Origin of the sequence: Haloarcula ordinaria (assembly GCF_029338275.1) — an archaeon.
GTDB classification, from domain to species: Archaea; Halobacteriota; Halobacteria; order Halobacteriales; family Haloarculaceae; genus Haloarcula; species Haloarcula ordinaria.
This window is the reverse complement of record NZ_CP119789.1, coordinates 25,878-48,120: the sequence shown is the minus strand read 5'-3', so window position 1 is coordinate 48,120 and position 22,243 is coordinate 25,878. Positions and strand designations below refer to the sequence as shown.

Genomic DNA, 22,243 nt, shown 5'->3' with positions numbered 1-22,243 from the left:
AGAGCGTCACCGTGTCACATTCGCGTGAGCACCATTGGAGTCGCGACAGTCGTCGACCCAAGAACCACGAGTTCGGCCGGGACGGGCCCGCTGGCAACATATCACTGGGGGGTATATTTTTATCCTCTGAAGTATTAATTATATAGAATTGTGCCTATTACTATTCTCCACGTCGACGACGATTCTGCGGTCCGTGATCTGCTGGCCGACGTGGTCGAGGTCGATTTCGAGGGGGTCGACGTCCTGTCCGCGCCGGACGTGGCGACAGCGGTCGACCTGCTGGAATCCGAGGCAGTCGACTGCATCGTCAGCGATTACGAGATGCCTGACGTCGACGGACTGGACTTCTTCGAGCGGGTGCGAGCGGACGACGTCGACCTTCCGTTTATCCTGTTTACCGGACGGGGGACCGAGCGGACCGCCAGTCAGGCGATCTCTGCGGGCGTCACCGACTACGTCCGGAAAGAGGCAGGGAGTGACCAGTACGCGGTTCTGATGGACCGGGTCGAGAAGGCAGTCAGGGCGCGTCGGGAGGAACGGGCCCAGGACCGGCGTGAACAGCAGTTCGAGATGCTCGCGGAACTCAGTCAGGACGCGCTCGAGGGGGCAGACCCCGACCGCCTCGCCGACCGGCTGGTCTCCGAAATCACGGACCTGCTCGAGATGGACTACTCGACGGTCCTGAAACTCGCACCCGACCGTGACGTGTTCGACGTGGTCGCCGGCGTCGGCTGGGACGACGGGACCGTCGGTTCGGCGACCGTCGAGGCGACGGCGGAGTCACAGGCAGGGTACACGCTCTCGGTCTCGGACCCCGTCGTCGTCGAGGACACCGCCGCGGAGACGCGGTTCTCGCTCCCGACGCTCCTGTCCGACCACGACGTTCGAAGCGGCATCTCCGTCGTCGGGCCGACCGACGACCCGTGGGGCGTCTTCGGGACCCACTCCAGAACCTCCCGGGAGTTCTCCTCGGATGAGGTTACCTTCGTCAAAAACGCCGTGAACGTCCTGGCGACGGCGATCGAACGCCAGCGGGCCGAACAGCGACTCCGTGACAGCGAGGCGCGGTTCCGGGAGATCGCCGAACTGAGTCCGGACGCGGTATTCCGTATGACGGTCGACGGGACTATCGAGTACGTCTCGCCCGTCGTCGAGGCGCTCCTGGGGTACGACCCTGACGACCTCGTCGGCGACCACTTCGCGTCGCTCCTTGCCCCGGGTCCCACGGAGTCGGTGTTCGAGCACTTCGAGCGTGTCACCGAGGGTGAGATCGTCCGGGGATTCGAGACGACGTTGGCCGATTCCGACGGTGCGGACGTTCCCGTCGAGATCAACGCCAGTCCAGTCGCTGGTCCCGACGGCGCTGTGACGGCGGTCCAGGGGCTGGTCCGTGACGTCTCCGAGCGGAAGGCGAGAGCGGAGGAACTCGAACTGAAAGAGCGGGTCCTGACGGCCGCCCCGATCGGCATCACCATCTCCGACGCCACGGCGCCGGACAACCCGCTGGTCTACGCGAACGATAGCTTCCGGCAGTTGACGGGCTATCGTTCGGACGACATCCACGGGCAGAACTGTCGCTTCCTGCAGGGACCTGCCACCGATGACGGGACGGTCGATGACCTGCGCACCGCGATAGATGCCGGCGAATCGCTCTCCTGTGACATTCTGAACTACCGGCAGGACGGCACGGAGTTCTGGAACGGCCTCACCATCGCCCCGGTGGAAGACGAGGACGGAACCGTCGCGAACTTCGTCGGATTCCAGCAGGACGTCACCGACCGTCACCAGTACGAACAGGTGCTCTCGCGGTTACACGAGTGCTCCCAGGAACTGTCCCGTGCCGAGGACGTCGCCGCCATCTGTGCGATCGCCGCGGAGACCACGACCGAACTGCTCGAGTTCGACGGCACAGTCGTCTACGAATTCGACGGCGACACACAACTGAGCCCGGTGGCACAGTCACACCGATCGGGAGCGTCCCCGGACCTCGAGTCCTGCGACTCAGGACTGGTCTGGGAGACGTTCACCGGTGGGACCCCCACCTTCTTCGAGTCGGTCGAGGCCGCCGACGGAACCGTCCCGCCGCTCCCCTTCGCCTCGGTGTTCGTGGTCCCCGTCCACACCCACGGTGTACTCGTGACCGGGACGACCAGTGCGACGACGCTCTCGCCCACCCAGCGCGAGACGGCGAACTTGCTTCGAGAGAGCGTCCACGCGGCGCTGGACGGGGTGGAACACGAACAGGAACGCCGGGACCGGATCGACCGGATGCGACAGCAAAACGACCGGCTGGAACAGCTCGACCGACTGAACGGCATCATCCGTGACACCGTCCGGACGGTCGTCCAGTCGAAGTCCGGAGCGGATATCTGGCGCGGCGTCTGTGAGACGTTCGCCTCGACACCGCAGTACACGGCGGCCTGGGTCGGCCGGTACGACACGGCGACCGGCGGCTTCGAGATCGAGCACTGGGACGGCCTGGACGCCGAGTACGTCGAGTACCTCCGGACGAACGACGGGGAGTCGCCGATTCGCGACATGGTGGCCGAGGTTGCCAGGACCCAGACGGTCCAGACTGCCCGGAACATCCTCGAGAACGACGCGTGGGAGCCCCTGCGCGGGCACGCACTCAACACCGGCTACCGATCGGTCGCCGTGGTGCCGATCGCCCACACTGGGGAGCACGCAACCGTCCTCGTCATCTACGGGACGGAGACCGACCCGTTCGAGCCCAGGGACGGGATCCTCGACGAACTGGGTGACATCATCGGCTACGCCGTCCAGAACCTCGCTGGGGGGACGCCTCCCGAGACTGGCTCACTCGCCCAGGTCGAGGTCGTGATCCGCGACGAGCGACTCTTCTCGAATCAACTCGCGAAGGTGGCTGGGTCCCCCATCGAGATCTCCGGTGCCGTCCTCGAGGAGTCCGACACCGTTCGCGTCTTCGTGAGAGTCACCGGGGAGACCCACGACGAGTTCGAACGCGCCGTCGACGAACTGGCGTTCGTCCGGTCGATCGCACCGCTCTCGTCCCGCAACGGGACCGGCCTGTACCAGCTCACGATCGAGCAATCCACGCTGTTCGGGATACTGGCGACCCACGACTGCCGGCTCACCGACCTCTCACTCGACGACGACGGGACGGTGCTCACGCTGGACGTCCCCAGTGACACGTCCGTCCGGGCGCTCGTCGAATCGCTGGGCGGCGTGTACCAGGACCTGGAACTGGTGGCTCGACGAGCCCATTCGGACGCCCTCGAGACGCCCGAGTCACTCCGTGCGAGTCTCGTCGAGGAGTTGACGGAGAAACAGCTCTCGGTCTTGGAGACGGCACTGTTCGGTGGCTTCTACGAGTGGCCCCGTCAGAGTACCAGCGAGGAACTGGCTACGGCCCACGACATCGCGTCCTCGACGTTCCAGTACCACCTCAGAGCCGGCGAGCGGAAACTCGTCGAGGCCATCCTGGGCTAGGCACTACTCTAGATGACTAGAGGACTGCACAGACGTGTTGTAGTGAGTAGTACGAGCGCTCTTGCCGGTCTCTGTCATCTCTCTACTATGGAATCTATCGCAGCATCCGGCGACGCCTCGTACTCCAACGACCACGACTGGACCACCGTCGACGGACTCGTCCAGGTTCTCATCGAGGCGATGGCCGAATTCACCGGCACCGAGTGGACAGACCTGCCCCCGCTTTACGACTACATCGACCCGGAAGCACTCGAACACCTGTTCTCGCCGACCAAGACCTCGACGCGTGTCGACGGTGGGGTGTTCTTCCACTACAACGGGTACCCAGTCGTCGTGCATTCGAACGGCCGGATCGAGATCTACGACTGACCTGTAGCCGATCGCGCTCCCCGGGTCGCCCGAGCAGTTGCGACCCTCGCCGGTTCTCTCCTTTTCCACGACGTATTCAAGACGAATTGCTGACGGATACAAACCACGCCCCAGCCACGGATAGTCCTCGACGCACGCATACGCCGAGCGAAGCGAGGCGTTTCACCGGAAGCGCGGCCTGCCGCGCTTCCGGCTTTTTCCCAAGTTTTTACGAGGAAACCCTCCCTCGTAAAAAGTGGTAGTGGGACCGCCGAGGACACTACGGTGCCGTCCGGCGATTCGCATGCAATCCTGCCCGGATTCATGTCTGTATTGTCACTCATGAATCGTGGTCAGAATCGTCGAGTTTGTCGAGATGTTCGCGCCGCGACGCGCCGCGAACCAACTGTTCTGGCTGGTCGTAAACGCCCTCTATCAGCTCCTCGCTGGTGTTCGCCTTCTCCGAGAGATCCGGAATCGGCCAGCCTCGATCACGGTGGTGAGTGATCGAACCAGTCCGAATCTTATGCGGACTCCGCGAGCAGGGCACTTCGACCCGTGACCGTGCTCGCGAGCCTCGCACTCCTCCGGATCTCGGTCGTGCGGACACGGACCGCCGAATTCGCACGGCTGGGTGAGGATATAAATCCAATTCCGCATCGCCGACTTCGACAACCGGCCGCCGCCCTTCTTCGAGGTCAGCAGCGGCCGACGGCCAAATTCATCAGTCACGTCGGCACGATTGACACGGATATAGTCCTGGAGAACTTCCGCGACCCAGTCGGCGATGTTGATGACGCGACTACCTCCTTGCTTGTTCTTCAACGGCGTCTCCGAATCCGGCTGATGCTGGGGATAGAGAAACGGGAGAGATGCCTCATCGAGGATGCTCTCGACGACGTGTGGCGCGTACCCCTGGCTTTTGAGATCGGCCCGGAGGCGATCGCGGTCGCCATCATCGAGGTAAAGGTCATCAAGGTCCAGCGATCGAATCGTACCGAGCCGAGCCGTGGTCCGCCACAGCAAGAGGAACAGAACGTGCTCTCGAGACGCGTACCGGTAGCGGTCCAGGTCCTCGAGGATCTGCTGGGCACGCTCGGTGACCAGCTTCGCCGTGTTCACACGCTCCTCTTTCGAAAGGTCCGGCACCTCGATCGCCGCGACGACGTCCTCGGAGACCGCTTTCAGGTCGCGACAGTACTGCAGCCACTGCCGAAGCGTCCCGAACTGGTTGTTCAAGGTGTTCGTCTGGAGGTCCGAAGACCACCGAAGCGCCTCGAACTCCTTGATGTGCCGAGTCGACACCTCGCTTAAATCGTCGATGCCGCGCTCATCGAGGAAATCCAGAAACGGCTTGATCCGGTAGCGGTAGGACTGGGCCGTCGACTCGGCCATGTCCTGCTGCTTCATCCAGATATCGAACGCTTCGCGAGGCTCGACCGATTCGAGGTCTGGCTCTTCGTCGACGATCTCCCGGAGCTCGTCCAGCAACTCGTCGGCATCGCGTTCATCGTCGCTCACGCGACAGCAACACCTCCACCGTGGCCGAAACTACCAAATCCGTACTCTGTGTGGTCCTGCATGGGTCTCTCCAGTGACAGCGAGCGGGGCAGATTGGTACCCTGGGCCCGCTCGCTGTCGAGTGACCCATCCGGAATCGAACCGGATCTCCACCAGTGGGCCTGACCGCACTGCTGACGCAATTCGCTTATCAGTTTACGAGCGTCGCCTGGTCCTCCGGCAGCTGCTGCTCGTCGTCGGGCTGGATGTGACGAAACTCGACCGCCCAGTCCTCGATCTTCGAGCGGATCTCCTGAACGCGCTCGTCCAGCTCGTCGATCGTGTTCGCACTGACCTTCGCCTTGAACGTATCGCGGTCGTCAGTACCGTTTCCCCGCTGGATCTTCGCCTCGAATTCGAACGCGTCGTCCTCTTCAGACATCCAACATCGCCTCCTTTGCTCGTTTCAGTCGCTGAAAATCTTCGGTGCTACCGCCGTGATCCGGATGCATCGTCTTCGTCTTCTCACGGTAGGCAGCCTCGACGACGCCATCAGGTGCGTCGGGTGAGACGTCGAGCACCTCATGCGGTGGCGGTGAAGCGACGACCGCATCCTCGTCACCGCTCGGCAGACGAGCGTTCGCGAACTCGCTCTCGCCAGTGGTGACCGGCCGATTCTCCATCTTGCGCTTCTCGCGGACGTACAGGCCGATGGTGCGGAGGTTGTCACGGACGCGGCTGTATGCATCACAGGCGATGGCGAACTGTTCGCCGTCCATCGACCAGTGGAGGACAACGCTCGGGTCCTCGGGCTCTGGCTGGCTCGCGTACGGGTAGTTCGGATTCTGGCTCTGGTGGTCCATCGCCGTCGAGAGCCGCCAGTCGTCGACACCCAGGCGGTCCATCTCCGCGTCGAGATCTTCGACGGCGTCGTGCAGCGTCACCTCGAAGTTCCGATTCGGGGAGCGGTGCGCCGCGTCGGTACGCTCGAACCCGGCGGGCCAGTCGACCGTCATGCGTGCATCACCATGTGGACGATAGCGTCGTCTCGCGTATCGAGTGTCGACCCGCACTGTGGACACGGCGTCGGGAGCGAGCTGTCCGTTTCGCTCATACACTGACCACCTCGCCGTCAAACCCGCACATCCACCAACCGCTGGCTTCTTTCCAGATTTCACGCTCACAATCCGGGCACCACATTTGCCCCAGCGACCGGGGCGCTCGTGACGGATGACCCTGTATCTTCCTCGAACCGCAGTTCGGACACTCGTCGGGTAGGTCTGTACCGCTCGGACACTGCCCGCCGTCCGCGACGAGCCGACCGTCTCCGTCAGGACCGTCGACGGTATCAACACAGCCACCGCAGGGCTCACGCGTGCCGTTCATCGTCGACACGACCAACTCACGAACAGAGTCCGCACGTCGGAGGTAGTGACAGTCGCGGCGCTCGTGGTAGACGTCGTAGTTCCCCACCGCGTAGTAGACGACGTCCTGGCCGCCGTCTGAAACAGCCTGCCCGGCCCCACCGTCGTCGAGGTCGTCGAAGCGGTCACCACAGCACCGAAGGGCCGCCCCGCGAGACCGGTAGCGAGCCCCACAGATGCAGTAGTGCCAGCGGTCGTCGTCGCGGTCGCGAAGTCGGCCGGCGGCTTGCGCCCAGGACTCGCCCGCGCCTGCTTCGACGCCTATCTCCTCGACGTCCTGGTCGATGCCACCGTCGGTGGCCAGCTGGTCGTTGCTCGGTTCGGTGTCGGTGTTACTCATGGCTCTGAAGAATGGTTTTCAGTGTCGTCTCGGCGGCACTGTGGCCGCACGAAGTGATGGTCGTCCGTCCGTCAGCGTCGAAGCCCTCGATGGGCTGGTCGCAAACCGGACAGCAACCTGTAGTTACCCGGTCAGTAATCGATGCGTACTGCGTGAACCGTTCGGGGCGTTTTTGTCCCCGGAGTGCGTGTGTCGTCATACGGTCGTGCGTTGACCGACGCGACGCCCGTGTTGGTACCACGGCGTCGCACCCGTTTTCACGAGAGTACGACCCCCAATGGAGCGTCGCGTCAGCCTCACTCACCACGTCTTGACCCCAACCACTAATAGTTACCGCTGGTAACAGCCATTGTATGCAACCATCACTAACCACCATCTCTTGTAAGAAATATGAAGGACGGAGGGATTCTGGGTGACGAATAAGGATATAGACGTGAAGCTTCAGCGCCCCACCGATTTTCTGATACTCGATTGTCTTGCTGACGGTCGGAATGTAGCTGTAAATATCTCTGAAGAGATCGACAAAAGCCGAAGCCATGTGAACGTCAGGCTGCCACAGCTCGCTGACTACGGACTTGTCGAAAAAGTTGGTCCAGCGAAGAATTCGGGGCTCTATGAAATCACTGAACTGGGGCTTCTGGCGGTTGAAAACAGGGAGAAGTACGGTGAAGTCGAAGACTTCGGACAATACCTGGAAAACGCCACAGAGTAGGCCGGTAATCTGGCGTAGAAGACGTCCGCACAGTTTTAGTAACCCGCCATCGCAGACCGAAACAGGCCGTCGGCCATCCACGAGCCACCCCCAACCATCCCCACCCTTGTAGGCCGGCGGCCCCTTCTCGACGCTGATACTGCCCCACTTTTGATGAGATGGGTTGGTGTGCCTGTGAATTCCGGCATACCAGCTTTTTTCAAGACGGGAACCAGTCGCACAGACGATGCAGACTGATGGGGTGGCTGTCGGTCTTCGCCTTGTTGAGTTGGTCGCACTACTGATACCGGCAGTCGCAATCCTGCTCCAATTGGTAGTAAACACGATCTTTAAGCACAGCGATGAACCGTTCGTAGGAACTGCGAGACTCGGATTTGCTCTTCTCGCGGGTTCGATCGTTGTACTGGCATCAGTCGGCGTAAACACGCTCAGCGATCTCACTGAACGCACTGGAGCGGATTGGATAATTCCACGAATCGACTCGCTACTAATTGCAGTATGGGGGCTAATGGTCGGAAGCGCCCTCTTATTGTACCATTTGTACAAACTCGGGCGACCGAGCGAAGGTTCTAATGAGGTGGGTGACGAACCCCAAAAGGAATCGAATAATGTCGACGGCTGATTTCAGAAAGCGATTGCAGCCCCTCCTGCTCCCCCTGCAAATAGCTGTATTTCTGTCCGTCGCTTACGCGTTTATAAATCTCAATGTCGGTGAGAATGTGGGATTGCCATCCGGAGGAACAGTCACAGCCCTGACGGCAGTAATTTTCTCGGTGATACTGATGTACGTACTGGAATTCCTCGTCGACAATTCCTAAGAGGGATTCTCCAGGATTGCGAGTGACTGTTGAGAGGAACAGTTGATGGGCTGACATGTTCTCATATTTCTTCTGCAATGTCCCGTTTTCGGCACTGATCACGCCGGATTCACCCCACTGACCGAGTAGTCAAGCACGACCTCGTCCCGACTGACCTTCTCGCCAGTCTTCGTGTCGATCACTTCGTCGAACTCGGGATCGACGTCGTCCCAGTGGCGCGCGCAAGAGGGGCACCACCAGTGATTATTTGTCGGGCCGACGCTGCCGTGGCCGCGCGGGCACTGTAGCCGGTTCGCTTCGAACTCGTCGTCGATTCGCAACATGGACACTCATGGCTGAATGGGGGAGGGGTATAACCGGTGAGCCATATGTCCGGAGTGAAAGTGAAAGTTATCTGGGAATCATCTAATAGGCCCACACGCTCGTAAAAACACACCGGGAAAACGCTTTTCTGACTGTAAAGCCGATATGTAACCGAATACCGGATTCGTCCTACAGAGAGCCCCCAGCGTGTTACCTGGTGAATTAGTGCAACCCTGACTACACGGGTTGCACTTGATATCAAATGGCTCTCTTCGAAATAATCGAAGTCGGTGCCGAGTTGAGTAGCATCTTGTCTCTACCGGTCTACATCGGCATCGAGGTGTATAGGATTCACAAGCAACAGCAACAGTAACGACTTTTTGGATAAGTCGAGATCGGGTCCGTAGGGGCCAAGGCCATATTACGTCGAGGAAAAACCTATGTCAAAGCCATCAGGATCTCCCTGCTGAATACAGAGATCGAGTCGGTCAGAAAACATATTTTCTGAAAATCTCGTTCTAAGGAAAACACCTATTGGCATGTGTTCTCTGGTGAACATATGCATCGGCGGCACTTCTTGGGGGTCGCAGCTGCCTCGTTGTTTAGCGGGTGTGGTCAGACTGACACGGTCAACTCAGACAGATCGCCGTCACCAACCACCACTCAAAGCACAAGAGACTCCCCGACTTCGACTGATGTAGGAAAAGGAAAATCTGCTGAAACACCGACCTCAACATCTGAGCAACTGTCAGTTACGTTTCCGCGCTGCAATTTAGTCCGTGTCGATGCCGAGCAATTCGACACTGTGTTTGTGTTCCAAGCCGATGGTGATGTTTCTCAGTATGAGGAGGGCTATACTGGGCAAGAAGAGTTCTCTGTCGGTGAAACAATCAAAGAGGTTACTGTCTACGCACCTGACACGGTCCAGACGATAGAGAATCCGGGGCTCAATCGCTGTGAAAACCTTGATGAGTCGAATCCTGAAACGAAGACAGAAGAAGCGGCTACAGAAGCGGGACCAAAACAGGCTACGGATGAACTTGATCGGGCAACAGATGCACTGGCTGACGCAGCGGATGCCTTCGTAGAAGATTCCGCGCCTGGACAACCGCTTTACGAAGCAAAGTTGGATGTTGACATCGACCCACAGCAGGTCCGTGAGCCCCTCTATTCCGCCCGTGACTATTTCAATGACGCTGAGTCGTATGAACTGAGTGCGCAACAACAACAGCGTCTCTCGAGATTGCGCGGTGTGTACTGGCTACTCTGGTGGCTACCGACTGTCCATGGCGCAGCGCAGACTGCCCCTTCGAAGGTAGAATCAAACTGGGTTCTGACCGCGACGGGACCGGGTGACGCACCCGGTGCAATCACCACTCTTGAGGATGAGTTGGACCAGCTCAAGGCTGATTCAGACCCGGAGGATATGCGCGCTCACCCATCTCTGACTGTCGACGAATACGAACGTACACTCAGCCAGTACCAAACAATTGCGGACGAACTGAACAAACTGGTCGGAGATCTCCGTGAGTACGGTGAAGCACGAGAATTGTTCAATGAAGCGATGAACCAGTATGATGCAGAGAAGTACGATGAGGCTGTGGAAACTTTCGGGACAGCCAATGCGGACTTCGAAACTAATGCTGGGAAACTACAGAATCGTGAATTTGAGCAGGTAACAGAAATTTTGGACACTGCGCGCTGCTATTCCGATGGAATGGTTCGCCGTTCTGACGAGTATCAGTCCGCTGCGCAGGCTGGCGTTGATGGAGACCGAACCCGTAGAATCGTCCGCGAAGAGGAGCTAATGAGCCAATTGAGTGTTGATTGACTCGACTTCTGGAAAATGTCGAATATCATGCGAATAGGATATCCAGGCTCAGTCAGATACGGAGACCCAGTTCTATGGGCGATCAATAGAATACCTTTCATCAGCCAAGAAAGGAAGCAATCGATTAGAGACTCGTGGAGGAATCATCGTCCTGAAAAATACTTCGACTACCTCGGATATTTCCAAAAACACGATCATTCTTTGATTTTGATTCTGCGAATAGTAGTCTCATTAGGCCCGATTGCACTGATTCGGATCGGTCTACCGTTGCAGTACGTTCTATTATTCGTATCTACTGGCATATTCCTCACAGAGAAGTTGAGTCAGAGCCGATTTAGACTGGAGTTGGAGAAGTCTAAAGAACGAGCGAAAATGGAAACGGACCGAGAACAGCGTAGGAGGCAAGAGCGGCGAAGGAGGTAACGACTTCTTGGACAAGTCGAAATCCGTTCAATAGAGTGCCCACTGAATGACTTATGACCGGTACCGCAGAAGTGCAATCACGAAGACCAGTAACAGCGGAATCAGTGGTGCTGCTACTTCGAGCGGCGTCAGAAGCAGCACTACTGCGGACAAGACAACGAATTCGAGCGCCACCAAGACGCTGACGACGTCAGCGGGAGGGGCCATCCTTCGAATCTGGCACTGCCAACGGTTTCAATCCTCGGTGTAGATCATCCGCTGTTCGTATCCGTATCTGGACGGGCCCCAATACCTAATGGTCGGCCAAGAGATACGTTCGATATGTCCCTGCTTCAATCGGTTCGAACCGAAGGATCCCTCCGCCGCCCTGCATTCGCCGTCGTACTACTGATCATGACGGCTTTGGTCGGTGAGTTTGTGCTGACCTCCGCGATTAAGGGAGTATTGGAGGAATCAGCAGCGTTCCCAGTGTGGCTTCCACAATTCGGCACAATCGGCCAGACCATCGTTTACTACTCGCGGGCACTCAACTTTGTGCAATTGATTCTCATCCCGCTGGCGCTGATGTGGCTTGCGTACGCATATGGCCAATATTCAGCGACCCAGACTGATGACTGAACACGCACACTGATCTGCAAATTCTCTAATCTTCACGATAGAAAAGCAGTTTCAGCAGTAACGACTTGTTATATTTAGAAGAATGGGAGGAACCTTCGCAAGAGACTTTTTTCTTCATGACTCTCTCGATCTTCACCGTCCTCAGACTCCGTCGAGAGAATCGAGCCGTCAGGGGCCACGTCTGGACTGCTTTCCACTGTCTCCTCGAGATCGGGGGCGGTACCTACAGTGTTGGTATTTGAGAGGTCCATCGCCTTCGGTTGGAGTCCTCCTGGAGATTCTTCTTCAGGAAGACGAGACCCTGCACAAATACCAAATACAGTTGTGGATCAGAATGCAGTTGCAGATCAGAACAGTCCGAGCCAGCGAGCGATTCCGCTGGCGAGGTTGATCGCGGCCCACTTCACGGCGCTGGTCGCTCCGAGACCGTCCATCTCGATGTCACCGCTGGCGATGGCGTTCTGGAACGCTATGGCTGGATTATCCGCGGAGATGATCTGCTCCATCGTCGCGCGGTCGGTACTCATCTTCAGCGTGGCGTCGTCGCGCTCACCTTGCTTCAGATCGCGAATATTCAGTTGGTCGTCCATGCGGAACGAGGTGGTCGCCTGCGAGCCGTCCGTGTCCGTGATGACGAGGTTCACTTTCTCGCCTTTGAGCTGTCCGGCGGCGACACCGAGATCGTCCGCTCTGATGTTCTCGTTGTACTTCTCGACCATCGGGTTCATTTGCTCGTACATCTCGTTACCCCACGCGGGCTGACTCTGTGCGAGTGCAGGCGTGGCAGCGAGTGTGAGTCCGAGGGCGACGAAAATGATAGTGAGGCTACGGGTTGTGAGTAATCGAGGCATATCAAGTATTCACACGTTGGCATAGGAAATAAATTGGTACTATATTCTACACTGCCAGATAGATCGTCGGGAGAGTTCTGAGTTGGCAGTAGTTTTGAACCACGCCGAGACGTACTCGTTTCGCTGCGCGTGCCTCGGGTCGTTCGAATCTGCACCCACAGAGTAAGTTAAAACTGCCCTGTTGAATAGCGGTAGTTCACTGGACGGTTCGAATCTAAGTCTGCCTGCGAGTGGGTGAGCCGTGTTGTTTCAGGACAAGGCTTGCTCGGCTCCTACTCAGAAGGCGCTATTCAACAGAGCAGTTTCATGTCGTTCTGTATTTTCTCTTCGGCGTCCTTGGCGTCTGATGAATAGATTCTCTGTATTCAGCACGCACCTTAGAACACTGACCGGAACTGATACAAATCTCGCGGCCACCATTCTGCCTAATCCGACGACTGCTTCGGAGAGTCTTGGCCGATAACGAGTAGTAACGACTTTTTAAATAAACCGTAACAGACGGCTCGACTTTCACCCGAAACCCGGCCCCTATCACACCGTCCGCAGGTCCTTTAGTAACGGAAACTGAAGCAATCGTAATGCGAATCGAAGCCACGAACGGGAACGAGCACAAGGTCTGGCTCACCGACAGCGAAATCGAGGACCTCCGCCGGGCGGCCAACAGTTCTCGCGACGACCTCCTCATCCAGCTGGGCGCATTCGTCGGCCTCCGCGCCTTCGAGATGCCCCAGGTCCGGCCGGTCGACGTCAAGCAAACCGAGAGCGACCAGTACCGACTCCGCATAGAGGCCGGCAAGGACACCAGCGGGAATGGTGGAAAGCCACGCGACGCCTACCTCCCCGACAGCGTCGAGCGCGACCTCCAGCGCTTTCAGAACGAACACAACATCGCCCCGAAAGACTCGTTCATCGATCTGTCTCAGCCCGGCGTCCGCGCCGTGGTCCGCCGGACGGCCGAGCGCGCAGCTCGGGAGACTGGCGACCAGGACTTCGAGAAGGTGAGTACGCACGATCTCCGACGCCGGTTCGCCCAGCGTCTCCTGGTCGACCAACAGATGAACCCGCGCGTCGTGATGGCCGTCGGCGGCTGGGACAGCTTCGCGGCGATCGAACCGTATCTGAACGCACCGAGCGCGGATGTCATCAACGACGCGTTCGCAGATTTGGGGCTGTAGAGCGTCCGGTTTGCCGAGTTACTGGCGAAAAACAGAAAGTGGAATTGTTGACCTCATTATTTTCGGACAGTTTTCTGGGGTCGTTCGGAATGCAGCATGATACATTTTCCAACTATGATCCGCCCCACTCCGGATGCTCGTGGCTTCTTGGTAGTCCTCAAGCCGATTATTGTACTCCTCCTCAGCCATTTCGAGCATCGTGTTGACGAGGTTTTCGGCGGCCTGGTAGTGGCGGTTGACACGATCCACGATGCGGATGTGATCTCCCTCAACGGGTTCGAACGATGCATCAGAGGCTCTGGGACTGAAGTCGTCTAAGTCGTCCACCGGTACCGTGATGGTGATATCGCCACCCTCGGTGGTTGGGCCAAGGAAGTGGGCGATTGAGGACGGCAAAGTGAGGTGGTGTTGAGCGTAGGTTCGCAGGGCCTTGATGACCTCGTGTTCGTCCTCAAATTCATTCTTCGCGTCCTCAATGGGGCCATCCAAGGGGAGATGTGGCTCGACGTTCTTCCCCAGGATTTTCTCGAAGCTGTATGCGGCAGCGCAGTAGTTGTGGATGTCTGCCCGAATTCGGCGGTGGAAGTCACCGTCCTGATCGATGCCTTCGTCCTCGACTATCTCTTTAGCCACCTGTAGTCGCTGTTGGTTGTGTTTGAGGATGGCAATGGAGTTGACGAGTTCGACCGCAGCGTCGTTGATTTTTCGGGCGGGGTGGGACTTCTGCTGAAGCGGCTCCTTTCGGGTGTACTTGGAGATGTCGGGGAGATCGTCGGGTCTGTCGCTACCGCGCTCGTTTGCCCTGAAGGAGAGTGCGAAGTCCCTGTCCTCGACCTCGATGTGGTACTCGATGCTGCAATCGTCGCCGGAGCAGTTATAGCGGGTGGTGTAGATCTGTTCGGACTGCGGTTCCAGATCTTCTGCTTGAATGCCGAATTCAGTGTTGCAGGCGAAGCATCTGATTCCCTCGTTGAGGAGAGTATCTATAAGACGTTCAAGTTCGTCGTCCATGTCCTTTGAAATATACGGATCTGTAAGTTATTTTGGGTACGGGGGCCGTTACGTGGTTAGGTTTTATTTTATCTAAATGTTCCATCTGTATCGGAAACTATCGGGTCGTGCAGAACAAACTCTCTGTATCTTAAACAGCGATACTGTCAGTTCCTTAGGGCTTGAACAGAGTAGACGATCCCAACTCGGAGAAATTGTACGCGCTCAGTCCGTATGCTCGTCCAGCAACCGCTCAGCGGCGACCCGCTGAATCGCCTCACATTCGTGCAGTTCAGGTATATCGCCATCGCAGACACGAACCACGTAGGCGCGTTCGTCGAGCCGGTCGACAGTCAGATGTACGTCGTCCGGCTCGCCGTTCTCGTCGACCAGGCCGTCCCGCTCGAGGTCGTACTTGGGAATCGTCACGACGCCGGACCCATCGCGGTTCTGTAATTTCTGCATCGGTACACAGCGAGCCCACGGCTTGGACATTAAATGTTGCTCACGTAGCCATTGCGTGGCCACGACGTGGTAACCAGCGCTGACTATATTACGAGTACCGTGGACGGGCGGCCAACCCGCGACGACCTCGCGGGCGCTACCCCTACCCATGCCCGACGACAGGGCCGGCGGCGAGGAACCGCCGGATAGCGGGGGCAACTCCCCGCGTCGACCATGGCGCACCGACTGGAGAAACATCGACGAGCGACGGCGCGAGCGAGCACGCCTCGAGGCCGCCGGCGCGAGCCGCGACCTCACCGCGACACTCCTCGCAGGAGGTGGCGTGTGACGCTCATCAAGCGAGCGGCGGACGGGTGCATAGGCCTCGGCATGATCGTGTTCGGCTACACGATCGCCCTCGAATTCGCAACAGACGCGAGTGCCGCTGGCCCCGAATTCGCGCTCGCCGCGGGCATCGCACTGGTCACGACCGGCTTGGGCGGCTACTTCATCGGGGACGCGCTGCCGAGAACAGACCGCGAAGCAGACGCTGAGACCGACTCGGGAGAAGTGAGCGCATGACCGGTTCGTACGGCTCGCTGCTGGACTACGTCCGCGTCTACGGGCAGTACGGCGGCACACCACCCATTCCGGAGTGGTCTGATATCCAACGCGGCGATCCACGACCGACGCGCCTCTGGATGACGTTGTTCATCCCGACCGGCCTGCTGGCGCTGCTTCCTGTCGGTGTCATTGCCTCGGCGATAGCGAACCCACTCGCAACACCGAACCTCTGGTCGCTCGGACTGGCCTGGTCCGGCCTCGCCTTCATCATCTCATCGACGCTAATCCAGCCAGTCGCAGACTGGTGGACCGACACCCCACGACACGGGCTCGAGACGGTCGAGTACACCACCGGCCAGGAGGCTGCAGCGTGACCGACGGCGAAGTCGCTGTCCGAGAACACGATTCGGTGACGGTCATCGAAGCGGACTCGCTCGACGGTGAGGTCGCCGTCGATCTCGACAACGACCCGCCGATGGTCGGCGTCTCGGAGAACGTCTGCGTCAACTACGACCACTCGGTCGACGACGGGGACGAACCAGAGGTCGAGACCGACGGCGGGTACGTCCGCGAGCACGTCCGCGTCAGCCATCGTGGCCTCGGTCTCACTGGCGAGCTTCGGAACGCCGTCATCGCCTTCATGGGCCTACTGTACGCGGCCGCCGGCTACCTCTGGGCTGAGTCCGAGGTTGGCGTCGCGTTCATCGCCTTCGTCGGCGCGATGCTGCTGACCTACCTGCTGTTCAGCTACAACGGAGGCAGCGATGGCGGGGAATAAGACGCCCAGTACCGCCCGCGCAACCACGGTTCGCGCCCGGAACAGCGCCCTTCAAGCATGAACTTCAGTACCTCACGCAGTACGATCGGCTCGCTGACGCTGGCCACACTGCTTATCTGCTCCGTCTTGGTCGGAGCAGTCGGCGGTGTCTCGGCCCAGTCCAGCGAACCGGTCGTCAACACACAGACGCATGGCACGGTGACCATCGACGCCTACAACGTCAGTTGGGACCCGATTCAGTACGAAAACGACAACGGCAAACTCGTCGAACACCCCTCGCACGTCAACCAGTCCGCGGACAATCCGTACTCCTACACGGTGACGGACGTCGAACTCTCCAACTTCGGGGAGTTCCCCCGCAAGAGCGGAGAGGAGAACAACTCCGTCAGCGCCCTCGAGGCCTCGGAATGGTCGACCTCCGTGTCGGACACGACCAACACGGCACTCACCGCGAGTGACGTCGAGACCGCTCCCGGAGTTGACGCGGTCAACATCGCGACCGGCGGCTCGATGGGCGCCGGTGACACCGCGACCGCGACGTTCTCGAACTTCTCGGTGACGAGCGACGAGAACAAGCGCTACCTGCAGGTCGCCATGGACGTCAACCAACTCGACTCCGCGGCGACCGTCGACGTGCGCGTCGTCGACGAGAACGGCGACTACTACGTCGCCGAGATCAACGCCTCGCGTACCTCGGGTGAAGACCTCATCGCGAGCGCCCAGGGCGAGGGCTACGTCTTCCAGCGCCAGCTCGGTAACATGAGTCTGGTCGCCAACGGCGACGGTACCTTCGACAACATCGCGAAGACCGAGATCGTCATCGCCGAAGCCGACGCTGACGTCTCCGTCTCGGCCCTCAACGTCGAGAAGATGTCCGCGTGGGATCTGGGCACCGAGATGGTCGACACGGATGGCGACGAAAAACTCGAAGAGCGCCAGATCACCGAGGTCTCCTCGGCGGGCGACATCTCGATCCACCAGCTCAACACGACCGGTCCGGCCTTCGACTCGGCTGTCATCCACGACCTCAGTATCGACTTCGTCAGCGATCGCGACGACCGCGATTCCTCGGAGATCGAGACGTCGTTCAACCAGACCGACAACCGACCGGGCTACTACGGTACGGCGACCATCTACGCGCCGACCGGTCTGCCGTCGGCCTACGAACTGTCCTACAGTGGCGTGAAAACGACCCACAACCAGTCGTTCCTCTCAGATCGGTATATCGAGGTGAGCTACGCTGAGGGTGTCGGTGACACCAACCCGGAGAACATCTCCTCCTGGACGGATATCACCTCCTCCTACAGTAGCGAGGGGACGACCGTTACGGTCGACGACACCATCCAGCCCGGCCAGACGAACTACGTCGTCGTGAAACTCCAGCTCGTCGAGTCGGAGTTCAACATGGTCAAGAACGCCTTCGCCACTGGTGGCGCCATGATGGGCCCCGGCGGTGGTGGCGACGGCCTCGGAAACCTCCCGCTCATCGGTGGCGCGCTGACCACGCTCGGTGGTCTGTGGGCGTACGTCAAAGGCCTCATCCCGTTCATCGGACCCGCGCGAGGGGCGTGAGTCCGATGACGGACGCGACACCGCCTCGAGGAGGTGAGCACTGATGGCGGAAGGCGACTGGACCGGGCGCCTCCAGAGCATCGCCAACGTCTCGAACGGTGACTGGACGAACATCCTGCCCAAGACGCTGCTGCTTCCAGTCATCGCGTTTTTCGCGTCGCTGGCCGACGCGATCGGGGCGTTCTTCGACATCCCGATCAACACTGGGCTCGCGCTCGGCGAGGGCATCGGTGACCTCATCGATGCGTTCCTGGGCGGTGGCGCGAACATCATCCAATCGGGGGCGACAGAGTCATCGACGTCACTCGCGAGCGGGATCTGGGCCCAATTCGGCCCGTTCTCGTTCGCCGTCGCCATCGGCTCGGTCGTCATTGGCGCGCTCATCATCTCGAGAGCCCGCCAGGAAGAGTCGACGAGCAACATCTTCCCCGGCGCTGGCGGCATCGACGCGCCGGAATGGCTCCCCTTCGTGGGTGAAGAGGAGGGCGACGGCTGATGCCCGAAGGGCCGTCGACATCGAGTCCTGGGGGTGAGGTCGCGTGAGTAGTGACAGCGGCCGCATCGCCCAGTTATTCGACGGCTCGACTGGCGACACGACGCCATTGAAATCTGACAGCGGGACGAGCGTCGACTGGAAGTCGCTCGTGATGGCGACGCTGGGGCTGTTCACGACGATCATCGCGTCGAACGTTGCCCATCTCATCGACATGGTGATGAGCCTCTTCGCGATTCAGCCGCTCCAGAAGTACGCGGAGTTCCTGGAGACCATCGTCAGCGGGCTCGTTACCTCGCCAGGGAACGCGACGGATGCGGCCTTCGCACAGACGGCTGCCTTCGTCGCTGACAAAGGCCTGTTCGCGTTCCCCATCGCGCTCGGCATCGTCGTCGTGATGGCGTACATCGTCGCGGAGGTGCGCAAGCGGCTATGAGCGGGAACAGTGGCTCGCTTATCCCCGGCTCAAGTGGCTCGCTCATCCCGGGCCCCAGTCCGGAGGCGTGGGTCAAACGCCGAATCACTGAGTACGTCATCGGCGCGGTGGCTGGCTTCGTCGGCGTCGTCGTCGGCGTGATCGACGGCGGCTTCGGCATCATCGAGGGCGGCATCGGGAGTGCAGGCGACTCGCTCCTGGACACGCTCGACCTCGCCGTGAACAGCACCGAGGTTGGAGTTCAGTTCTGGAACGGCCTGCTGGTCGACCTCGCGACGGTGTTCGGCCCAGCGTCGGCGATCGTCCTCGTGCTGCTGTGGGCGCTGACGTTCGCCGTCGTCGTCCTGCTACTGGTCGCGTTCGGTCCGGCGCTCTCGGACGCACTCGGCGCCGTACCGGTCATCGGGTCGCTGGCCGACGCCATCGTCACGTGGCTCCAAGAGTGGCTCTATCGACTCATCGAGTTCGCGCGAGGTGATGACTGATGGGGGTTCGAGATTCCCTCGAGGGCGTCGCCGGGCACCCCATCGCGAAGGCGACCGGTGTCTCGGCACTCGTCGGCGCGCTGCTGAAACTCCCGTTGCTCGTCGCCATCCTCGCGACGGTCTGGACACAGGTCGGGACGCTGTTCACCGCACTGTCGGTGACGGCGTTCTCGATCGCGCCACAGGTCCCGTTCATCCCGACGCAACTCGCGCAGAACACGGCGCTGGTGATCGGCGGTCTGTTCGTCGAAGCTGGTCGCCGTGAAAGTGCTGCACAGTCTCTACAAACAGTATCAGAAGTCGACATAACACGAAACACATGAAATCCAACACAGACGAACTGGCGGAGAATCGGACGCAGTCACCAGGAGGTGAGCCATGCCGATCGAGATGCTGACCGGGTTCCTTTCAGTGTCGCTCATCGCGACGCTGCTGGGCCTGGCCGGCATCGGCGCCCTCGCGCTCTGGGTGTTCGAAGAGCGCGAAGAGGCTAACGACCGCGTGGATCTGGTCGAACGCGTCGGTGAGCGGGCTCGAGTGACGACGGGCGGCGTCGTTGGCGGCTTCGGCTCGCTGGCAGTCGTCGTCACCTCGATTATGGTGACCATCGGCCAGCAGCTCGCGATGACCGGTGCGGAACTGGCACCGCTATTCAAAGCCGCGCCGGCACTGACTGGTGAAATCCTGCTCGGGCTGCTGGCGTACTTCCAGATCAAGGGCTACGTCCCACTGCAGCCGTGGCAACTGGGCGTCATCGTCATCGCGGTCGTCCTGGTGACGATCGTCGCTCGCTACGGCACGAGCGAATCCTCGATCTCGCGCTTCAAGGGGGCCTAACCGAACCGCTCGGGCACTTCCATTTTCCGTACTATGAACCTCAACAACCTACTTTCGACACTGATGGTGGTGCTCGTCGTGCTGGCCGGGGTTCCCGGTGGCGTGGCGAGCGCTCAGACGAACAGCGGCCCCGCTGGGATGGCTTCCATCCCGAACGAAAACGTCGCCGTCGACGTGCCCGAGGGCGAGACACCAGCGATTCCCGCCGAAGCGTTGCGCGGTGAGGTCTACGCCTCGAGCAACGCGTCGACGATGCGCGTGACTGTGACGACGCCGGACCGCGCTGAGGCCATCGTGGGCTCGAACGGGAACATCATCGGAGCAGGCGATCTTGCACTCGTTTTCGGTGACGACGAGCACCACGCCGGCCGCGAGGTTGCGATTCCCGCCAGTGAAGTGAATGATGCTCTCGGTTATACGCCAGAGGAGGTGCGTGGGACCCACTCCAGCGGCTCCGTTTGGACCCGTGACGTGGCCTACGAGAACGGCTACCTCGTGTTTGAGGTTCCCGAATTCTCCCAGAACAGCATCACCTTCACCGCCGAGGTGACCATCGATGCCACCCCCGCGACCGATGGCTTCCAGTCGGCCTACGAGGTCGGTGATACGGATGCCGTCGCGAACTACACGATTCAGGCAACTGGCGTCGAGAACACGGAAATCGACACGGAGAGCGCTGCCGGATTGGCTGATGGTGAGACGCTCCCGCTGTCGATCGCTGGGAATCTTGCGCCTACCGGCCCCGCGTCCGGTGACCCGCAAATCACGTGGACGGGTGAAGAAACGACGACGTCGTGGTCGGCGACGGCGACCGGCGTTGGCACCGGCCACACGCAGTCGGTAACGGTCCCGGGCAACGTCGACCCCCAGAACGAGTCAGTGACCTTCACTGGTCGGGAGCAGACGACACCACAGACCGTCTCGTCGTCGGCTGTCAGCAGTGGCGGGACTGTTTCATACACTGTCGACGGGAACGTCCCGGCGAGTTCCGTGTCGGTCAATTTCACGGGGACGACGCCGGCGACGACAGCGGATTCGTCGACAGGGACGGGTTCTGGTTCGGTATCTGTCGGTGGGAATATCGACCCGACAGGTGAATCGGTTTCAATCACGGGCCGGGAATCGACCACCTCTGAAACAACTACGGCAACGCTCGGTCCTGGCGGTTCGTTCGCAACCGGGATAGACGGCAACTTAGAACCGACTGGCCCATCGAATAACAACCCTACGCTCACCCTCACAAACAATGATGGCGGGGTGACTGACCACACTTCGAGAAGCGGAAATTACGTTTTCGTCGGCGAAGATGGCTCGGAGCCACGATACGGTGAGGCAAGAGTGGTACCCGACCGTAGTGGCGAATTGGTGGAAATAAAACCATACGTGTCCGATGTGGAAGGCGGCGGGCTGGATGGTAGAAACGTCGAAATTAGGATTGAGCAGGACGGTATAGACCAAAATTATGGCGATGGTACACTGGTTTATGATGGCCCTTGGCCCACCGGCACGGGTCGAAAAACCATCACATTAGACAATTCTTACAGCGTGTCTGCGGGCAATAATTACGTTCTGGACTTCACGACTACTAATGACGGTGATGGAACCGAGGAGTGGATATATCTCGGTGTTAATAACAACTACGGCGGGAATTGGATAAAAGCGGAGAATGTCGGGTTAGGAGTCGGTGAGAGTAAGCCGGATATTGATATGCGGATTCAAGCAACGGCTAACAGCGTAGATGTGTCCCATACCAGCGGGACGGAAAACATCGGGACAATAAATTACGGCGACACCGTCACCCGAGAAATCGACTTATCGGATTCAGACAGC

At 59.6% G+C, this 22,243-nt stretch carries 26 protein-coding genes; 17 read left to right on the top strand and 9 right to left on the bottom strand.

From position 1 onward, the window contains the following. Positions 1-150: 150 nt before the first annotated feature. Both P1L41_RS00260 and P1L41_RS00255 read left to right on the top strand, forming a co-directional pair. Positions 151-3,471 carry a PAS domain S-box protein gene (locus P1L41_RS00260; protein WP_276296882.1) on the top strand — a complete coding sequence of 1,107 codons (3,321 nt, stop codon included), beginning with the start codon at positions 151-153 and terminating at the stop codon, positions 3,469-3,471. Positions 3,472-3,558: 87 nt separating this feature from the next. Next, entirely contained in the window at positions 3,559-3,840 is a 282-nt protein-coding gene (locus P1L41_RS00255; protein ID WP_276296881.1) for a DdfA family disk-determining factor, read from the top strand. 414 nt (positions 3,841-4,254) lie between these two features. On the opposite strand, the gene P1L41_RS00250 is transcribed toward P1L41_RS00255, so the two are convergent. The 4 genes from P1L41_RS00250 to P1L41_RS00235 all read right to left on the bottom strand — a co-directional run bounded on the left by P1L41_RS00250 (position 4,255) and on the right by P1L41_RS00235 (position 7,083). Further along, positions 4,255-5,340 carry a tyrosine-type recombinase/integrase gene (locus tag P1L41_RS00250; RefSeq protein WP_276296880.1) on the bottom strand — a complete coding sequence of 362 codons (1,086 nt, stop codon included), beginning with the start codon at positions 5,338-5,340 and terminating at the stop codon, positions 4,255-4,257. Positions 5,341-5,530: 190 nt separating this feature from the next. Then, the gene (locus P1L41_RS00245) at positions 5,531-5,761 is read right to left on the bottom strand and encodes a DUF7389 domain-containing protein (RefSeq protein WP_276296845.1); all 231 of its coding nucleotides are present in this window, start codon (positions 5,759-5,761) and stop codon (positions 5,531-5,533) included. Continuing rightward, entirely contained in the window at positions 5,754-6,335 is a 582-nt protein-coding gene (locus tag P1L41_RS00240) for a J domain-containing protein (protein WP_276296844.1), read from the bottom strand. Before P1L41_RS00240 ends, P1L41_RS00245 begins: the two co-directional genes overlap by 8 nt. A gap of 94 nt (positions 6,336-6,429) precedes the next feature. Then, a complete protein-coding gene (locus P1L41_RS00235; RefSeq protein ID WP_276296843.1) occupies positions 6,430-7,083 on the bottom strand; it encodes a hypothetical protein in 654 nt (217 codons plus the stop codon). A gap of 412 nt (positions 7,084-7,495) precedes the next feature. Between P1L41_RS00235 and P1L41_RS00230 the strand changes: the two genes are divergently transcribed. Together P1L41_RS00230 and P1L41_RS00225 are read left to right on the top strand one after the other, a co-directional pair. Continuing rightward, positions 7,496-7,795, top strand: coding sequence for a helix-turn-helix domain-containing protein (locus P1L41_RS00230; protein WP_276296879.1), 300 nt, complete (start codon positions 7,496-7,498; stop codon positions 7,793-7,795). A gap of 226 nt (positions 7,796-8,021) precedes the next feature. After that, positions 8,022-8,417, top strand: a complete 396-nt coding sequence (locus P1L41_RS00225) for a hypothetical protein (protein WP_276296878.1) — start codon at positions 8,022-8,024, stop codon at positions 8,415-8,417. A 294-nt stretch (positions 8,418-8,711) separates the two neighbouring features. Here P1L41_RS00225 and P1L41_RS00220 read toward each other — a convergent pair whose 3' ends face one another. Continuing rightward, positions 8,712-8,936 (bottom strand): hypothetical protein, encoded by a 225-nt coding sequence (locus P1L41_RS00220; protein WP_276296840.1) that lies wholly within the window; start codon positions 8,934-8,936, stop codon positions 8,712-8,714. 521 nt (positions 8,937-9,457) lie between these two features. Between P1L41_RS00220 and P1L41_RS00215 the strand changes: the two genes are divergently transcribed. Further along, entirely contained in the window at positions 9,458-10,747 is a 1,290-nt protein-coding gene (locus P1L41_RS00215) for a hypothetical protein (protein WP_276296877.1), read from the top strand. A 744-nt stretch (positions 10,748-11,491) separates the two neighbouring features. Further along, entirely contained in the window at positions 11,492-11,788 is a 297-nt protein-coding gene (locus P1L41_RS00210; protein ID WP_276296876.1) for a hypothetical protein, read from the top strand. A 347-nt stretch (positions 11,789-12,135) separates the two neighbouring features. Here the strand turns inward: P1L41_RS00210 and P1L41_RS00205 are convergent, their stop codons facing one another. After that, positions 12,136-12,639, bottom strand: a complete 504-nt coding sequence (locus tag P1L41_RS00205; RefSeq protein ID WP_276296838.1) for a hypothetical protein — start codon at positions 12,637-12,639, stop codon at positions 12,136-12,138. A gap of 578 nt (positions 12,640-13,217) precedes the next feature. On the opposite strand from P1L41_RS00205, the gene P1L41_RS00200 reads away from it, so the two are divergent. Continuing rightward, positions 13,218-13,814 (top strand): site-specific integrase, encoded by a 597-nt coding sequence (locus P1L41_RS00200; protein WP_276296837.1) that lies wholly within the window; start codon positions 13,218-13,220, stop codon positions 13,812-13,814. 18 nt (positions 13,815-13,832) lie between these two features. Here the strand turns inward: P1L41_RS00200 and P1L41_RS00195 are convergent, their stop codons facing one another. Together P1L41_RS00195 and P1L41_RS00190 are read right to left on the bottom strand one after the other, a co-directional pair. After that, positions 13,833-14,825, bottom strand: coding sequence for a hypothetical protein (locus P1L41_RS00195; RefSeq protein WP_276296875.1), 993 nt, complete (start codon positions 14,823-14,825; stop codon positions 13,833-13,835). A gap of 204 nt (positions 14,826-15,029) precedes the next feature. Further along, a complete protein-coding gene (locus tag P1L41_RS00190) occupies positions 15,030-15,269 on the bottom strand; it encodes a DUF8053 family protein (protein WP_276296835.1) in 240 nt (79 codons plus the stop codon). A 148-nt stretch (positions 15,270-15,417) separates the two neighbouring features. On the opposite strand from P1L41_RS00190, the gene P1L41_RS00185 reads away from it, so the two are divergent. Genes P1L41_RS00185 through P1L41_RS00140 form a run of 10 tightly spaced genes read left to right on the top strand, consistent with a single transcriptional unit; the run spans position 15,418 to position 20,413 of the window. After that, positions 15,418-15,597 (top strand): hypothetical protein, encoded by a 180-nt coding sequence (locus tag P1L41_RS00185; RefSeq protein WP_276296834.1) that lies wholly within the window; start codon positions 15,418-15,420, stop codon positions 15,595-15,597. Next, entirely contained in the window at positions 15,594-15,830 is a 237-nt protein-coding gene (locus P1L41_RS00180; RefSeq protein WP_276296833.1) for a hypothetical protein, read from the top strand. The genes P1L41_RS00185 and P1L41_RS00180 overlap by 4 nt, the downstream gene beginning before the upstream one ends. Continuing rightward, positions 15,827-16,186: a hypothetical protein gene (locus tag P1L41_RS00175; RefSeq protein WP_276296832.1), complete on the top strand. Its 360-nt coding sequence runs from the start codon at positions 15,827-15,829 to the stop codon at positions 16,184-16,186. Before P1L41_RS00180 ends, P1L41_RS00175 begins: the two co-directional genes overlap by 4 nt. After that, positions 16,183-16,590 (top strand): hypothetical protein, encoded by a 408-nt coding sequence (locus tag P1L41_RS00170; RefSeq protein ID WP_276296874.1) that lies wholly within the window; start codon positions 16,183-16,185, stop codon positions 16,588-16,590. The genes P1L41_RS00175 and P1L41_RS00170 overlap by 4 nt, the downstream gene beginning before the upstream one ends. Before the next feature lie 57 nt (positions 16,591-16,647). Beyond that, positions 16,648-18,162 carry a hypothetical protein gene (locus tag P1L41_RS00165; RefSeq protein ID WP_276296873.1) on the top strand — a complete coding sequence of 505 codons (1,515 nt, stop codon included), beginning with the start codon at positions 16,648-16,650 and terminating at the stop codon, positions 18,160-18,162. 43 nt (positions 18,163-18,205) lie between these two features. Beyond that, a complete protein-coding gene (locus tag P1L41_RS00160) occupies positions 18,206-18,658 on the top strand; it encodes a hypothetical protein (protein WP_276296828.1) in 453 nt (150 codons plus the stop codon). A 43-nt stretch (positions 18,659-18,701) separates the two neighbouring features. Beyond that, positions 18,702-19,091 carry a hypothetical protein gene (locus P1L41_RS00155; RefSeq protein ID WP_276296827.1) on the top strand — a complete coding sequence of 130 codons (390 nt, stop codon included), beginning with the start codon at positions 18,702-18,704 and terminating at the stop codon, positions 19,089-19,091. Beyond that, positions 19,088-19,576 (top strand): hypothetical protein, encoded by a 489-nt coding sequence (locus P1L41_RS00150; protein ID WP_276296826.1) that lies wholly within the window; start codon positions 19,088-19,090, stop codon positions 19,574-19,576. Before P1L41_RS00155 ends, P1L41_RS00150 begins: the two co-directional genes overlap by 4 nt. After that, on the top strand, positions 19,576-19,899 hold the full coding sequence (locus P1L41_RS00145; protein WP_276296872.1) for a hypothetical protein: 324 nt from the start codon (positions 19,576-19,578) through the stop codon (positions 19,897-19,899). Before P1L41_RS00150 ends, P1L41_RS00145 begins: the two co-directional genes overlap by 1 nt. Before the next feature lie 55 nt (positions 19,900-19,954). Further along, positions 19,955-20,413 (top strand): hypothetical protein, encoded by a 459-nt coding sequence (locus P1L41_RS00140; RefSeq protein WP_276296824.1) that lies wholly within the window; start codon positions 19,955-19,957, stop codon positions 20,411-20,413. A 632-nt stretch (positions 20,414-21,045) separates the two neighbouring features. Here P1L41_RS00140 and P1L41_RS00135 read toward each other — a convergent pair. Then, a complete protein-coding gene (locus P1L41_RS00135; protein ID WP_276296823.1) occupies positions 21,046-21,648 on the bottom strand; it encodes a hypothetical protein in 603 nt (200 codons plus the stop codon). Positions 21,649-22,243 lie beyond the last annotated feature (595 nt).

What these genes read in the sequence shown, in the direction of transcription:
- P1L41_RS00255 (WP_276296881.1), top strand. Translation starts at nt 3,559, where the DNA reads ATGGAATCTATCGCAGCATCCGGCGACGCCTCGTACTCCAACGACCAC.
- P1L41_RS00245 (WP_276296845.1), bottom strand. Translation starts at nt 5,761, where the DNA reads ATGTCTGAAGAGGACGACGCGTTCGAATTCGAGGCGAAGATCCAGCGG.
- P1L41_RS00240 (WP_276296844.1), bottom strand. Translation starts at nt 6,335, where the DNA reads ATGACGGTCGACTGGCCCGCCGGGTTCGAGCGTACCGACGCGGCGCAC.
- P1L41_RS00235 (WP_276296843.1), bottom strand. Translation starts at nt 7,083, where the DNA reads ATGAGTAACACCGACACCGAACCGAGCAACGACCAGCTGGCCACCGAC.
- P1L41_RS00225 (WP_276296878.1), top strand. Translation starts at nt 8,022, where the DNA reads ATGCAGACTGATGGGGTGGCTGTCGGTCTTCGCCTTGTTGAGTTGGTC.
- P1L41_RS00220 (WP_276296840.1), bottom strand. Translation starts at nt 8,936, where the DNA reads ATGTTGCGAATCGACGACGAGTTCGAAGCGAACCGGCTACAGTGCCCG.
- P1L41_RS00210 (WP_276296876.1), top strand. Translation starts at nt 11,492, where the DNA reads ATGTCCCTGCTTCAATCGGTTCGAACCGAAGGATCCCTCCGCCGCCCT.
- P1L41_RS00205 (WP_276296838.1), bottom strand. Translation starts at nt 12,639, where the DNA reads ATGCCTCGATTACTCACAACCCGTAGCCTCACTATCATTTTCGTCGCC.
- P1L41_RS00200 (WP_276296837.1), top strand. Translation starts at nt 13,218, where the DNA reads ATGCGAATCGAAGCCACGAACGGGAACGAGCACAAGGTCTGGCTCACC.
- P1L41_RS00195 (WP_276296875.1), bottom strand. Translation starts at nt 14,825, where the DNA reads ATGGACGACGAACTTGAACGTCTTATAGATACTCTCCTCAACGAGGGA.
- P1L41_RS00190 (WP_276296835.1), bottom strand. Translation starts at nt 15,269, where the DNA reads ATGCAGAAATTACAGAACCGCGATGGGTCCGGCGTCGTGACGATTCCC.
- P1L41_RS00185 (WP_276296834.1), top strand. Translation starts at nt 15,418, where the DNA reads ATGCCCGACGACAGGGCCGGCGGCGAGGAACCGCCGGATAGCGGGGGC.
- P1L41_RS00175 (WP_276296832.1), top strand. Translation starts at nt 15,827, where the DNA reads ATGACCGGTTCGTACGGCTCGCTGCTGGACTACGTCCGCGTCTACGGG.
- P1L41_RS00165 (WP_276296873.1), top strand. Translation starts at nt 16,648, where the DNA reads ATGAACTTCAGTACCTCACGCAGTACGATCGGCTCGCTGACGCTGGCC.
- P1L41_RS00160 (WP_276296828.1), top strand. Translation starts at nt 18,206, where the DNA reads ATGGCGGAAGGCGACTGGACCGGGCGCCTCCAGAGCATCGCCAACGTC.
- P1L41_RS00150 (WP_276296826.1), top strand. Translation starts at nt 19,088, where the DNA reads ATGAGCGGGAACAGTGGCTCGCTTATCCCCGGCTCAAGTGGCTCGCTC.
- P1L41_RS00145 (WP_276296872.1), top strand. Translation starts at nt 19,576, where the DNA reads ATGGGGGTTCGAGATTCCCTCGAGGGCGTCGCCGGGCACCCCATCGCG.
- P1L41_RS00140 (WP_276296824.1), top strand. Translation starts at nt 19,955, where the DNA reads ATGCCGATCGAGATGCTGACCGGGTTCCTTTCAGTGTCGCTCATCGCG.